Source organism: Paenibacillus sp. CAA11, assembly GCF_003060825.1.
Taxonomy (GTDB): Bacteria; Bacillota; Bacilli; order Paenibacillales; family Paenibacillaceae; genus Fontibacillus.
Genome location: NZ_CP028922.1, coordinates 1,160,326 through 1,173,056, shown reverse-complemented (window position 1 = coordinate 1,173,056; position 12,731 = coordinate 1,160,326). Strand labels below are relative to the sequence as shown.

Below are 12,731 nucleotides of genomic sequence, written 5' to 3'. Positions count from 1 at the left end.
CCTCATTTCATTCTTTTTCAGTTGAAACGGGGGGCTCCAGAAAAGAAACAACGGATGCAGCATGCTGCACCCGTTGTTCGTATTATTAATCAGCACATTATCCATGGTCGGCATAGCGGGCGTAATCTGACTATATGTACCATGCCTTCATGGGGGAAGAGAGCAGAGTAAATGGAAGCGCTGCTGAAGAAGCAAAGCCCCCTTACCAGTTCTCTCTAAAGCTCGTGGTAGAGACTTATCCAAAGAGAACGCCACAGTCAAGCTGCAGATGACATGGAACGGCCAGGAGGAGATTGTGGAGCTGAGGAAATAAGCCCCTACCATATTACATTGTGTAAGCAGGCGCCTTTTCCCTATCTGCAATTAAGTAGCATAACTTGGATCAGGGCATCATCATTAAGACCAGTATCATTGTAGTCACTAAAGATGCAGCTACCATTGAAAGTGAAACAATATGTCTTTTTGTACTCCGAAGATATAACCTTTCAAAAGCAGCTCGAACACCGAACAATACCGTAAGTAATATTCCGATTAAAAAATGTGCATCACCAAACAAAAACAGGCAGATAACTCCTATAACCACTACGATCACTGTACTCAAGACGTACGCCCTGAATTCATTTGTTAGTGCCATTGAATCTCTGTTTCTGAGGATTATTTTATATAGAATAAACTGAATCACACCTAAAACAAGCACAGTTGAAATAATGTATGTCATTATCTCACCTCCTTGTATTTATTTTATACTACAATGGATAATTTAGGTAATCCCTGCTTGCTGGAATACGAGCATTAATATAGCCCGGAATGCGAAGGAGCTTATCCGCACCGGGCTTTTTTATATCTGCTTGAAGGCAGATCTGCGCTCAGCTTTTCACAATTAGATAAACATCCTATAATAAGTAGAACTAATCAAAACGGGAGGACCCGTTCGTGGCTATTGAAAGAGAATCTGAAATGCCTGGAAAAACAGAACAAGTACATATGCACTTCTCACCGGTGGTAGAAGGAATCATTGTGCTCTGCTCCCTATTACACTCCGAGAGGGAGTTCCCACATATTCGTCTTGCTCCCATCGAGCAGGAGCTGTCCTTGCCCATTCATGCGTTCATTGAGGAATGGCAGGAGCATGTTACCGAAGATTTGCTAAATTGTCTTGGGCTGACGCTGCTGGTGCCACATTTTCAGAATGGTGACCTATTCTGTGCAGAGATTGCAGCTCTGCCGGAGGCTGAGTTCTTACAAGGATTCATTGGCGGAGAAGTGCCAGTGGATGTGCTCCAAGCCCTAATCGCTTCACCGAGGCTTATTTATACCCTTGAACCGCGCTATGAATGGGATACACCTGAGAAGCAGCAGTTTATTGAGCTCCTATGCTCCAAGCTGCAAACCTTCCAGCAGCAGTTCGCGGCGGCACTTGAGCATATTCTGCACATGGGCAGCTTTTCTAACCAGATTACGGAACAGCAAAAGGCAGTCGAGCACTCATTGGCCGAGCTGCAGCAGCTGAATATGAAACCTTTATCCCTGGCACAGTATCTCATGGGTAAAACATTTAGGCGGGTGAGCAGCTACAAGCTATATTATTTTATCCCCAGCTGCTTTACTCCCGTCCGCATGCGGATATTTAACGACTCCATCTGTATTGTGATCTACAACTGCACCAAGCCGCTCAGCGACGACCGCAAACAAAGCGAAGAACTGGCCAAGCTGCTTAAGGCGCTAGCCGATCCCAATCGGCTGCTTATTCTTCGAATGCTATGCGTAAGTAAAGAATATGGCGCTAGACTTGCGGAATACATCGGGCTGACGACGGCCACGGTGTCGCATCACTTGGACTTGTTGAAGAAAGCAAAGCTTATCAAGGAGGAAAAGATCGGAACGATCAAGTATTTCTCGGCAGATGCCGAACAGGTAAAGCGCATGATGGATGCCCTTCACCAGTTCACCGCTCAAAAATAACAAGTACGAAGAACGTCCCTCTGGGGCGTTCTTTTTTATTTTAATATTGATTTTACAATGTAAGATGTATATCTTATAAGATATACATCTTACATTGGGGTGATTTACTGTAATGATCCGTTCTATTATTCAAGTTGAGCAAGTAAGACGCACCTATCTCACCGAGCAGGGCATGTGGAGGAAGAAGAAGCAAACGGTCGAGGCGTTAAAGGGAATTTCGTTCGAGGTTGGGCAGGGAGAAATCTTCGGCCTTCTTGGGCCCAATGGAGCCGGGAAGACGACAATGATCAAAATTTTGACAACCATGCTAATTCCCACAGACGGTCATGTAAATATACTGGGGCTAAATCCGGTTACGGAATTCCGGGCGCTGCGCCCGCAGATCAATTTCATCCTAGGCGGGGAGCGCAATCTATATTGGCGGCTGTCAGCATATGACAATCTTACATACTTCGCCGATCTTTACAAGGTGCCCAAGGGCCAGCAGAAGGACAAGATTCAGGCGCTTCTGGAGCTGGTCGGGCTTGAAGCCTCAGCCCACAGACGGGTAGAGACCTTCTCCAAAGGAATGAAGCAGCGGCTCCAGATCGCACGTGGACTCATCAACGAGCCTCAAATCTTATTCCTGGATGAGCCCTCGATCGGCCTTGATCCGATCAGCGCCAGAAAGCTGCGACAGATCATTCATCAGCTGAATGAGCAGGGAACCACCATTTTACTCACGACCCACTACATGCAGGAAGCCGACGAGCTGTGCGATCGCATCGCATTTATCAATCAAGGTGAGATAGCGGCCATAGATACGCCAGAGCAGCTTAAGAAAAAAATTGGCCAATTATCGGTGATTCAGTTCTCACATGCTCACACTTCAGGGATAAGCGCTGCCTCCTCAGCGCTCGGGATTCATCCTGCTGTCCATCATCTGGAAGAAACTCACGATGAATATAGCACGACCCTGCGAATCCATACACCGGACCCTCAACAGATCATCCCGCTCATTTACAAAGAATGGAGTCAATCTGATGTGCATAATCTCTCCATTAACGAGCCTTCCTTGGAAGACGTCTATCTTCGTCTGATTGGAGGTGACAGAGATGCAAGCCGAATGGCAGGCACTGTTGCAAACCGCTAGGGTTCAGATGCGTTTATCCATGGCAAGGCCCGTGTTCCAGTTCGTTATCTGGATCTCTCCCTTCTTCTACGCCACGATCAGCTTCTTCATTTATGGGCGAACTTCCCGTGAGGCACTGGTGAACTATGTAGTGCTCGGTTCAGGCTTTATGTCTCTGTGGTCATCCATTGTCTATTCTTCAGCCAGCGATATTAACCGAGAACGTTATTACGGCACCTTGGAAAATATTTTTGCAGCACCGATTCCCTTCTCGATCATTCTGCTGGGGAAAATCATCGGCAACACCCTGTGGGGAATGCTGTCCATGGGCTTGTCCACCCTCTATCTGGTCGTCATCTTTGGTGCCAGGCTGGAAGCGGCCCATCCGCTGCTGTTAGGGCTGGCTCTTGTTCTTGTCTCCCTGGCACTTATCATCTTCGCCTTCTTCATGTCTCTCTTCTTTACACTGTCACGTCAGGCCGAAGCATTAATGAATTTTCTCGAATACCCCATCTATCTGGTATGCGGTTTCTTATTCCCAGTAGCCATTTTACCCGGCTGGATTCAACCCCTCTCCTATCTGCTGCCTCCTACCTGGGCCATTCAGCTGCTGCGAAGCACTTTAATGGAGAAGGAGCTTTCCGTCATCTTACAACAAATGGGAGTACTTATAATACTCACTTTGATCTTTGCAGGAATAGCGTGGTACTGTTATCAGGCTGTGGAACGCAAAGCACGAATCGATGGAAAGCTGGGGGTGTATTAAATGGAGGCCATTCGGCGTTTTTTCAGACATAGCCTGTTGTCTTACCGGGCTTTATTCGGCTGGCTGAATCCCAAGGTTTACCTGATTGTCATGGTCGGGATGCCGCTAAGTCAACTAATCTTCTTCACCTTCTTGGTCAACCATGTGTATGATGGGGAGAATCTAGCCGGATATATCGGGGCCAATGCCCTGCTGCTCTGTGTCATGAACTCCGTGTTCGGCATGATTACGGTCATTAATTCCGATCGCAGTTCAGGAACGCTTCAGCTTGTGATGGCCGCACCTGCCAGCAAGCCGGCCCTATTTCTGGCCCGCTCTTTGGCCCATATGGCGAACGGCTTCGTAACTGCTGGCATTGGGCTTATCTTCGGCATCGCGTTATTCCATATCTCCATCACCTCTGGACAAGTTCTGGCACTGATCGCGATATGGACAGTCTCTATCTTCTCTGCCTGCGGACTCGGGCTGATCATCGGCAGCTTCTGCTTGTGGACACCCTCCATGCATTTGCTGACCAACTTGCTGTCCAGCATCCTGCTGCTACTTAGCGGAGCCAATTATCCGCTGCAGGTGATGCCGCAAGCTCTCCAGTTCATAGCCTACTGCCTGCCTTTAACAAGGGGTGTTGAGCTGACCAAGGCGATCCTGGATCATGGGCAATACGACAATATGGGCCTGTATATCGGCCAGGAATTTCTACTCGGCTGTGTCTTCTTCGCTCTAAGCATCGGCTGCATCCGGTATGCCGCTTATTTGGCCCGGGTGAAAGGAAGCATGGATTTAAGCTGATCCTAAAAAGAAGCAACCCCTCTGCCTATAAATTAAGACGGGTTGCTTCTATTCAATATCCGGTACATGACAAATCTCTTGTCCAGCTGCAGCTATACGCCTCCCACTCCCCGTCCTCATCTCTTCTGCAATATTCGGCATGGAAGATTCGGTCGATCAAGCTTCCCTGCTCATCATAGAGGGTGTAAGGATAGAGGAACAGCCTGCCATCTTCCACTGCCCTCCGTTCTATAGCAACCTCTTGACCGTATCCCTCTTCTAGCAAAAAGGCCTCTGCTCCAGCAAAGGACAGTCCGTGAAGTACATGCAAGTTAACCATACTTACCTCCGTCTAGTAGTTCCGAGCCGTATTCCGAATAATGAGCTCCAACGAGGATTTCGTAGAGGCCCAATCGAGATGCGAATGGCCTATGTAAGAGCTGGCGAGATAACCGCATACCTCGGTCAGCAGCTCTAGTCCCAACCGGGAAGCATTGAGGATCGCCCTATCTTGGCCCGCCTGTACTCTTAATTGGCCGTCATATTTCCAATGCTGCCAAGTCTTCCAGACCTCTTCGTCATGGGAGTGAATTAAAGGGAGCTCGAAGGGGATCGCCTTGGTATAGCTAATAGAAGATTTTATTTTCCCCAAATCCTTATGCGTTAACGGCGTCACGGCCCCATTGAAAATAAACAGGTCCGCATGCCGATCATCCCCGCGCTCCAAGTAAACGATGTCCTGGCTCCTCATCACATGCCGGAACAGGCTGGCGAGTAAGAACACCTCTTCACAATCGGCAGCGTCAACGAGCAGCACTGCTCCCCGCTCTTCCCTAACCTCGATTCCCACTTCCTTCTGCCGAAGCAGCACGAAATGAACGTCGGTTGAATTGGGTTTAAACTTGATTCGCTTCATCGGTAATGTGTCAGTCATAAGTTGCTAGTCTCCCATTTGGCAAAGTGTTTAACCATCATGCGTAACTTCAAGCTCATGATTAGGATAGATGGTTCCGTACGTCGCGCAAAGCAGCATCCCTCCGCAAGCCTCGCTGTTACTTGAAAATGTATATACTCTTCAAAGGTATTCAGGCTGTTTGCCTCAATGGTGGCGATTAGTTTATTGAAATCCAGAACCTGCAAATACTTGGCTACGATTTCATAGCTTGTCAGGTTGTCTTGATTCGTATAGGGATCGTATGCCTGGATAGCTTGATAGATCGGACTTGACCGGTGGGGATCGTGCCTATACTTGCCTGCTCGTCTTCGTATTTTTTCATTTCTTCCTTGACGATATAATCCGGGTAGCCTTCTCTGTCTTGAAGCGGTTTTGTGCGGCACTGCGCTATCGCGTACTTGGACACAAGACCCTGCTCTTTCATGATACGGCCGATTCAGCGCCTGGAAACGATGACTCCTTGTTCCATAAGCTTGACTTTGATCTTCCGTGTTCCATATGCTTTTCGATTGGAATGAAAAATTTCTACGATAGCTGCAGCTACTTCCTCTCCGTTGTCTCTTTCTTTCGCTTCATAATAAAACATGCTTCTAGCGATTTGTAGGACTTCGCACATTGCTGATACCGAGTATTTATCACTGTTTTGCTGAATGATCTTTACTTTCGTCCCATGATCAGCGCGGTTTGCTTTAAAATATCGTTTTCCATTTCGAGTCACTGTACTCGTTTGCGAAGAGCGATGAGTTCATTCTCTTCAGCGGTTCGGTTATCTTTTTCAGAAAAAGAACCTGAGGTTTGAGCTTGTTTGATCCAACGATCGAGTGCGGACGGACTAAGCTCATACTTTCTCGCAATAGCTGCTCTCGGCTTTCCGTTTTCGTATAACTGGACCGTCTGTTTCTTGGCATAGTAGATCCGCTCCTCATAGTGTTGTTTTCATTCTACTAGCCCTTATTTTTTCTGTCCAACTAAGTGTAGCCGATCCAGTCATAATTCAGTTGGTTTAATACAACTTTTTTTCAAGAACGTCCTTTTGTTCGAAAATCCCATAAATCCTTTTTAATGTTATATTTATAATCTTTCGGGTGATTTCGGTTTCTAAATATTTGAAAGGGGCTAAATCTGTTAAACCACAATGATGAAAACATATCGGTACAAACCATCTCATCACGACGGTCATAAGTAAATCAATCCACTATTAGTGGAGGTTAAAGTTAATGAAAAAAGTAATTATTGTAATTATTGCTGTTTCATCGCTTATTGCTCTTTGTTCTTTGCTTTCTTCGGTAGTATTTGCAGATGTATTTAGTTACAAAAGGAGTACGGGACAATTCAGCGCTTGGTAGGATAGTTCTGTTGCATCATATGGATATACGGGGAAATTAGATTGGGCAAGATCTCATTGGAATGGAATTTCTTCTAATGTATCTATTGGCTATTCAACTAGCAATTCCTCACCACGGATGAATATTATGTCGGTACATCAAGCACTCCTCATTTATACGGGCATACAGAAATGTATATTCATCACTGGTATGGGAATTCATCTACAGATCCTGATAGTGCATCATGGGATTATAGTGTCATTTCTATTTACGATAACAATTTAGATGCAGATGGGTATAAGAACGATACTAATATCAAGCATACGACGACACATGAAGTAGGTCATTCAATAGGATTAGCTCACACCACGGATACTTATAACAAGTCGACTTCATTAATGACTGCAGGTGACGAAGCTGATCGTTATATAAATAGTCCATCAGCATATGACAAAAACCAGTTGAAATCAATTTGGGGAAATTAAAATAAATCTAAGGAGGATTTTGGAATGACTTTAAAAAGCAAAAAAGTTTCAATCATCACATTTTCGCTTGCCGCTGCATTAGTATTAGCTGGTTGTTACTATTATTTCATGATTTATAATTCCGTACACGAGGTTTCTCTACATGCTGATTACTTGCAGTTCTCAAACGCTGACAAAATGTATCAAGACGCTGATCTTGTTGTCATTGGAAGACCTACTCAAAGTTTTGAGAATCGTGAACAACATGTGCAACATTATTCAACTGGTGCAGTTGGTGATTTTTATACCTTTACAAATATTGATGTTGAGAAGACACTTAAAGGTTCTGTTGGCACCAACATAAATGTTATCGAGCCTGTGGCGATCGATCAAACATTACAGGGGAAAGATAAATTAACCATTGAAGGATATACGGAAATGAAGCAAGGAAGCCAATACTTAATTTCCCTAAAAAAGAATACATTCGGACAATATGGCGTCATTAACATGCAATCTGGAAAATTTAATTTGGATCAAACGGACCCAGATGATTTCCCCTCGAATATAAACTTAACGAAAGACAAAAAAGAAGAAAGGGACAGAAAGGATCAATTATTCAAAGAGATTCAAGTTAAATATTTGAATTAATTAATAAAGAGTAAACTATGTCATATGATTATTGGAATAACTGTCCGTGCCGATTCGGGATATACTGTGGGTAGTTTTTACGGTAGAAGTTATCGATCAGTCGCAACAAAGGATCCCACTCCGGGTAGGGTTCAAGGTTTTGAAACACCATTTTGGCTTCCGGAGTGTAAGGATAGCTGTCCTGTGAAGTTGTTCTCCTTAGCAATGCAATTCCGTCTATGTACGCATTAGAGACTTTATTATTCTTAATCTATCAGAAGTCGTTATACTTCATTTTTATCACAATTCTTCCTACTTGTACTATTATGCCGTCTTTGGGCAGCTGAGGAGTAGGGAGGACGGCTAACCAAAGCCATTACCTCCACCTGTTTATGTAAATGGTCGTCACCAAACTTCCCTTGCAATATCCCCTTATCATCCTCTCTATTATGGCTATGTATTCTGAAACTAAGGCCTATCATCTAATTAATACGATTTCCAATTATTCAAAAAGGTGTTTTCCACACGAGCAGACATTTTAAAATATGGAATCCATACTAAACATACGCCAAGAGCAACACCAACTGACCAATAAGATGCTATAATCTCTTCGCGAACAGCCTCAACAGTTGTTAGAAGCAAGCATGTTTCGATAATTATACCTAGCAGATTCATGCTGTAGAAAATGATCATTAAACGTGGCACGATCGGCTTCTCTCGCAAAAATTCAATTATCACATAACAGCAATAGAAGATGGTTAACCCCTCAAACACAGCATCAAAAGTCAAAATAGTTGTCCATTCAGCATCGTAAATTTCTCTGAACCACCATGTTTCAATCCGCACAACCTCAGAGTCTGTGAACAAGGCCGGCAGCGTTTTACCAAATAATTGTTTTGCTACAAGAAACATCGAAATAATCATTCCTATAAGAACGACAATCAACCAGCCGCCAATCCCTCTAGGACCATGAATATTTCGATCCCATTCCATCCCCCTTCCTGCCTGTTCGTTCTCTCTTTCTTCCTGATCTGCTTGGTTCTTCATTAGCTCTTGCAAAAATAGCCCCCCCAATATTTGGATTCATTTGATTCCTCAATTAGGTTTATCGACAAATCATTGTATTATTTTTACTATTTTTATTAGAACATCATAATATCTATAGTTTCCTCGCCATATTAAATGGGTATCGTATATGACTATGGTGTGCGCACCCCCAAGTCAAACCAACCTTCGTGCTGAATAGCGCCCCCTACATAAGTCGTTACGGATTCTGAGATCAGCCAGATTTGATGCTTGAACCCTACATTCTCGCCTAGTTTGAACACTTTATAGCTCGGCCTTGGAAAAATAATAAGGCGACAACAAAAACAGGTCCATCATGGTGTTATCCGACCATAATGGACCTGTTCAATGTAACAGAGCATTCCTGCTGCATCTGCTTCAGCTTTACCGGATCTCTTAAATCTTTCTGTTGTTGCAATACTTGGCATAATACTGATCGTATTCTGCTCGTTCTCGCTTTTTCTCGGCTTCCTCAGCTGGCTTAGTAAGGCTCGCATAGCGCAGTTTAGCTACATATTCCCCATCATCTTCAACTACAGCTTTAACCTTCAGTTCATCATCGAGTAAATAGTAGTCTGAGAATGAGTTATTCTGACCAAATCGATTCACACGCATCCGCTCTTACACCTAACAGAATTAAACATAAAATATGCCTTCACTTCGCTACAAAAAAGAAAAAGGCTTACTCCTTCTCATCGTTCAAGTTGGAATAGGCCTTTGAAAGTTTACCAAGGGTTTAACATTGTTAGCGTTTGATTAATTGGTTGATATTGTACGATCACGTTGATCGCTGGACTTATAAACGGGTTTACACAAAATATTGACAGACCCTTTACAGACTCATAATTAATACTCCGCTAAACTTTGTATGCGTTTCAAAAGATCTGCTTTTTCATCCAAACTAAGTTCATCCTTAAGTAAATTTATCTTGAAGGTTTTTATTTCACTAAGCAGTTCTTTAGAAATTGTCTGATTATTTTTCACTAACATTTCAGCCAATGTCACGTACACTGTAATCTTTGTACTAAGAGTACGATCACAACTCCTTTTATACCGAGACAGGACTTGTCTTATGATCTCATCCCCATCCGAATTTTTGGCAAAAAGTTCTGAACAGAAATCACTAACTGCATTTGTAATCTCTGTATAGTACCATCTTGCCTGATTACAGAAATCAATAGGCATTAGTTTTATTTCTTGCAAAGCCTTTTCTTTACGACTTGTTAATTCATTAAATTGTTTTTGTGTTAGTTGTCCATCTTTTATTTGACCTTCAATTTTCTCTAAATTAATTGACTCTAATTCATTAATAAGAATATCTTTTGTTTTACTAAAAATTCTTGGATTCTGTAACGAAAGCTCCACATAAACGATAAATATTAACGCTTTTTCCATTTCATCAACGATGCTTTCAGAATAAAACTCATTAAATGCCTTATTAATGGCTTCGTCGTGACTATAAAAGTCATTTTTATACCTTTCGACATCCCCATAGAATTCATCTATTAAATCTTGATACTGCCATGCCATATGCATTCACCTCTTATTTTTTTGGCACCTTATTATCACCATTATGAATAACTTCTATTGTAATGCCTGGATAATCTTTGTGAAAAGCACTAATATTTTTGTTACAGCTTATACATGTATCATTCTCTGTAAATAGTTTCATTCTTCCCTTTATATTCGGATTTGGCGGACCAAGTTGGTTAGCTAAATCATTTATTATTTTATGCTCTGTATCACTATCCCTTGATATAATTTTTCCTAAACTATTAGGAGCATCCTCTGCCGGGTACCTCACTTCGCCTTGTGGTTTAAATGAAAAACCATCGTAATTAATCCCAGCCTGGTGTGGTGGTGAAGGCCCGTCTACTTGACTGTGTGCATAGAATTCATTTTTTACTCCTGGAATGTTAACTTCTGCATATCCAAAGTTAGCTCCACTTTTATTCAAAGCCCCATTAGATAATCTACCTTTTAACTCTGACACCCTTTGAAGAATATAACCTTCTGTCTCTAGATTGATAAGTCTTGTTGGAAACTTATGTTCATCTTGTCCCGTCCCCTCAGCCTCTTCCTTCTCTTTTCTTTCTCTCTCTTTTCTTTCTCTTTCTTCCTTCTCTTTCTTCTCTCTCTCTTTTCTCTCTCTTTCCTCCTTCTCTTTCTTCTCTCTTTCTTTTCTCTCTCTTTCCTCCTTCTCTTTCTTCTCTCTTTCTTTTCTTTCTCTTTCTTCTTTCTCTTTCTTCTCCCGTTCTCTTTTTTCCCTCTCTCTTCTCTCTCTTTCCTCCCTTTCTCGTCTCTCCCTTGCTTCCTTCTCTCGCTTCCCTTTCCCTTCTGTCTTATCTTTATAAGGCTTCTTCGGCCCCTCATCAGCACCCTTACTAAACTGGAACAGCGGCTCGTCACCGGATCTAACCAGCCTTTTGCCTCCCTTGCCCAAACTTCCGCCACCTGGAATCGCATGTACCTGGACATCTTCTAAGGTGTAGTTCTTCGGATTGATCGCTTTATTGATATCATCGAACTTGTTCCCCAGCTTCTCAGTAGCTTCTCTGAAGGCAATGATCTTCTGGCTATTCTTAAATTTGTCCGCGGCCTTCATCATCCCATGCTTCGCCAACATGGACAGATTTATTAGGGATAGCGCTAAATCCAGCGTATCCAGCGTATTCTGATCCATCATCAGAAAACTAGGATTTGAATCAATAATCCCATGATTGAGATCATTTAGCTTCTGCGCGTTAATCCAAATCTGCCCTACACCTACCATGAGCTCTGCTGCGGCCAACAAGTATAATGAGGTTCCCCCTGTCGGAATTGCGGTGACCACAGCTATGATTCCATACATTAAGCCTGTTTCAGCAGCTGCCCGCTGCGGGTCAACTACGAATTTTTGAAAGTTATACCGGGAGTAATAAATGGCCGCCTGATTCTGTTTGCTGAAATAGTTCGGCATTTGTGGAACGATTCCCTCTAAGTAAGCATCGCTCTGCTGCCAATCCGAAATATACCCGGCTAGCTTCTCCATGCCTTGAGATAGGTAAGACTTCTTCTTGTTCTCAGCCTTCTTAACCGCGCTGGCTCCGTTCATTGTAGCTAATTTATGATCAGCCTTAGCTTCTTTCATCGCTTCAGCGGCTTGATAGTTCTTCTCCATGGCATCATTGTAATTTTTATAAGCCTCGGCATAGCTTCTTCTTGCTTCTTCTCTCTGCTCGTCGGAGCTGTCTTCGTCACTTTCTTCTGTCCCGGAGGAAAGGTAAACTTTCTGGTAATTTGCCGCCAATTTGTCCGGGTCATACCCCTTCAAAGTCTTTCTCATCTTGTCTTTATAATAAGGTTCATTCTCTATTCTCTTCGATACTCGAGAGGCCATATCTTCTCGAATGCCCTCGTTAGTACGGGTTCGTTCCAAGTACTCTGCATACTCGATCTGTGTGATTTCCCGATCTTTTAGCCTCTTTCCCAGCTGCTCAAGTTCTCTACCACGTTCTTCACTGAACTCGCTATAGTCCTTCTCCGTCATTATCATTTCCAGATACATGGCTTCAAGCTCATCATCGTTCAGCATTTCCGCCAAGCTCAGTTCAACCTTTTGGAAATCCAGCTTTGCACTCCGAATCGACACCGAGTCTCCGTCAATGCCTATATATTGCTTGGTATTCGCCTGCAAATAAATATACTT

At 43.3% G+C, this 12,731-nt stretch carries 14 protein-coding genes and 2 pseudogenes; 7 read left to right on the top strand and 9 right to left on the bottom strand.

What is annotated here, in order from left to right:
* Positions 1 to 382 precede the first annotated feature (382 nt).
* Entirely contained in the window at positions 383 to 718 is a 336-nt protein-coding gene (locus DCC85_RS05355) for a DUF4181 domain-containing protein (protein WP_108464644.1), read from the bottom strand.
* A gap of 215 nt (positions 719 to 933) precedes the next feature.
* Here DCC85_RS05355 and DCC85_RS05350 point away from each other — a divergent pair, with 215 nt between their 5' ends.
* The 4 genes from DCC85_RS05350 (at position 934) to DCC85_RS05335 (ending at position 4,628) form a co-directional block, all read left to right on the top strand.
* On the top strand, positions 934 to 1,962 hold the full coding sequence (locus tag DCC85_RS05350; protein ID WP_108464643.1) for an ArsR/SmtB family transcription factor: 1,029 nt from the start codon (positions 934 to 936) through the stop codon (positions 1,960 to 1,962).
* A 112-nt stretch (positions 1,963 to 2,074) separates the two neighbouring features.
* Entirely contained in the window at positions 2,075 to 3,094 is a 1,020-nt protein-coding gene (locus tag DCC85_RS05345; protein ID WP_108464642.1) for an ABC transporter ATP-binding protein, read from the top strand.
* On the top strand, positions 3,057 to 3,839 hold the full coding sequence (locus DCC85_RS05340) for an ABC transporter permease (RefSeq protein ID WP_108464641.1): 783 nt from the start codon (positions 3,057 to 3,059) through the stop codon (positions 3,837 to 3,839). Before DCC85_RS05345 ends, DCC85_RS05340 begins: the two co-directional genes overlap by 38 nt.
* Positions 3,840 to 4,628: an ABC transporter permease gene (locus DCC85_RS05335; RefSeq protein WP_108464640.1), complete on the top strand. Its 789-nt coding sequence runs from the start codon at positions 3,840 to 3,842 to the stop codon at positions 4,626 to 4,628.
* Positions 4,629 to 4,680: 52 nt separating this feature from the next.
* Here DCC85_RS05335 and DCC85_RS05330 read toward each other — a convergent pair whose 3' ends face one another.
* The 4 genes and pseudogenes from DCC85_RS05330 to DCC85_RS23285 all read right to left on the bottom strand — a co-directional run.
* Positions 4,681 to 4,947: a hypothetical protein gene (locus DCC85_RS05330; RefSeq protein WP_108464639.1), complete on the bottom strand. Its 267-nt coding sequence runs from the start codon at positions 4,945 to 4,947 to the stop codon at positions 4,681 to 4,683.
* 12 nt (positions 4,948 to 4,959) lie between these two features.
* On the bottom strand, positions 4,960 to 5,541 hold the full coding sequence (locus DCC85_RS05325) for a hypothetical protein (protein ID WP_108464638.1): 582 nt from the start codon (positions 5,539 to 5,541) through the stop codon (positions 4,960 to 4,962).
* A 30-nt stretch (positions 5,542 to 5,571) separates the two neighbouring features.
* Positions 5,572 to 5,926 (bottom strand): annotated as a pseudogene (locus DCC85_RS23620) (hypothetical protein); the annotation flags it as partial.
* A 75-nt stretch (positions 5,927 to 6,001) separates the two neighbouring features.
* Positions 6,002 to 6,477, bottom strand: a pseudogene (locus DCC85_RS23285) (helix-turn-helix domain-containing protein); the annotation flags it as partial.
* 302 nt (positions 6,478 to 6,779) lie between these two features.
* On the opposite strand from DCC85_RS23285, the gene DCC85_RS23560 reads away from it, so the two are divergent.
* From DCC85_RS23560 to DCC85_RS05305, 3 genes are all read left to right on the top strand, one after another.
* Positions 6,780 to 6,908 (top strand): hypothetical protein, encoded by a 129-nt coding sequence (locus DCC85_RS23560; protein ID WP_267896069.1) that lies wholly within the window; start codon positions 6,780 to 6,782, stop codon positions 6,906 to 6,908.
* Positions 6,909 to 7,078: 170 nt separating this feature from the next.
* Positions 7,079 to 7,372: a M57 family metalloprotease gene (locus tag DCC85_RS05310; protein ID WP_108464637.1), complete on the top strand. Its 294-nt coding sequence runs from the start codon at positions 7,079 to 7,081 to the stop codon at positions 7,370 to 7,372.
* Between the two features lie 24 nt (positions 7,373 to 7,396).
* Complete coding sequence (locus tag DCC85_RS05305; RefSeq protein ID WP_108464636.1) at positions 7,397 to 7,999, top strand: hypothetical protein; 603 nt, start codon at positions 7,397 to 7,399, stop codon at positions 7,997 to 7,999.
* Positions 8,000 to 8,464: 465 nt separating this feature from the next.
* Here the strand turns inward: DCC85_RS05305 and DCC85_RS05300 are convergent, their stop codons facing one another.
* The 4 genes from DCC85_RS05300 to DCC85_RS05285 form a co-directional block, all read right to left on the bottom strand.
* The gene (locus DCC85_RS05300; RefSeq protein WP_108464635.1) at positions 8,465 to 9,037 is read right to left on the bottom strand and encodes a DUF2569 domain-containing protein; all 573 of its coding nucleotides are present in this window, start codon (positions 9,035 to 9,037) and stop codon (positions 8,465 to 8,467) included.
* 402 nt (positions 9,038 to 9,439) lie between these two features.
* Positions 9,440 to 9,658 (bottom strand): hypothetical protein, encoded by a 219-nt coding sequence (locus DCC85_RS05295; RefSeq protein WP_108464634.1) that lies wholly within the window; start codon positions 9,656 to 9,658, stop codon positions 9,440 to 9,442.
* Positions 9,659 to 9,889: 231 nt separating this feature from the next.
* Positions 9,890 to 10,573, bottom strand: a complete 684-nt coding sequence (locus DCC85_RS05290) for an Imm3 family immunity protein (RefSeq protein WP_159081789.1) — start codon at positions 10,571 to 10,573, stop codon at positions 9,890 to 9,892.
* 13 nt (positions 10,574 to 10,586) lie between these two features.
* Positions 10,587 to 12,617: a deaminase domain-containing protein gene (locus tag DCC85_RS05285; protein ID WP_159081788.1), complete on the bottom strand. Its 2,031-nt coding sequence runs from the start codon at positions 12,615 to 12,617 to the stop codon at positions 10,587 to 10,589.
* Positions 12,618 to 12,731: the final 114 nt, after the last annotated feature.

Bases quoted from the DNA above. Each gene is read 5' to 3' on its own strand.
- DCC85_RS05305 (WP_108464636.1), top strand. From the start codon at position 7,397: ATGACTTTAAAAAGCAAAAAAGTTTCAATCATCACATTTTCGCTTGCC.
- DCC85_RS05335 (WP_108464640.1), top strand. From the start codon at position 3,840: ATGGAGGCCATTCGGCGTTTTTTCAGACATAGCCTGTTGTCTTACCGG.
- DCC85_RS05310 (WP_108464637.1), top strand. From the start codon at position 7,079: ATGTATATTCATCACTGGTATGGGAATTCATCTACAGATCCTGATAGT.
- DCC85_RS05295 (WP_108464634.1), bottom strand. From the start codon at position 9,658: ATGCGTGTGAATCGATTTGGTCAGAATAACTCATTCTCAGACTACTAT.
- DCC85_RS05345 (WP_108464642.1), top strand. From the start codon at position 2,075: ATGATCCGTTCTATTATTCAAGTTGAGCAAGTAAGACGCACCTATCTC.
- DCC85_RS05330 (WP_108464639.1), bottom strand. From the start codon at position 4,947: ATGGTTAACTTGCATGTACTTCACGGACTGTCCTTTGCTGGAGCAGAG.
- DCC85_RS05355 (WP_108464644.1), bottom strand. From the start codon at position 718: ATGACATACATTATTTCAACTGTGCTTGTTTTAGGTGTGATTCAGTTT.
- DCC85_RS23560 (WP_267896069.1), top strand. From the start codon at position 6,780: ATGAAAAAAGTAATTATTGTAATTATTGCTGTTTCATCGCTTATTGCT.
- DCC85_RS05325 (WP_108464638.1), bottom strand. From the start codon at position 5,541: ATGACTGACACATTACCGATGAAGCGAATCAAGTTTAAACCCAATTCA.
- DCC85_RS05285 (WP_159081788.1), bottom strand. From the start codon at position 12,617: ATGCTGAACGATGATGAGCTTGAAGCCATGTATCTGGAAATGATAATG.
- DCC85_RS05290 (WP_159081789.1), bottom strand. From the start codon at position 10,573: ATGGCATGGCAGTATCAAGATTTAATAGATGAATTCTATGGGGATGTC.
- DCC85_RS05340 (WP_108464641.1), top strand. From the start codon at position 3,057: ATGCAAGCCGAATGGCAGGCACTGTTGCAAACCGCTAGGGTTCAGATG.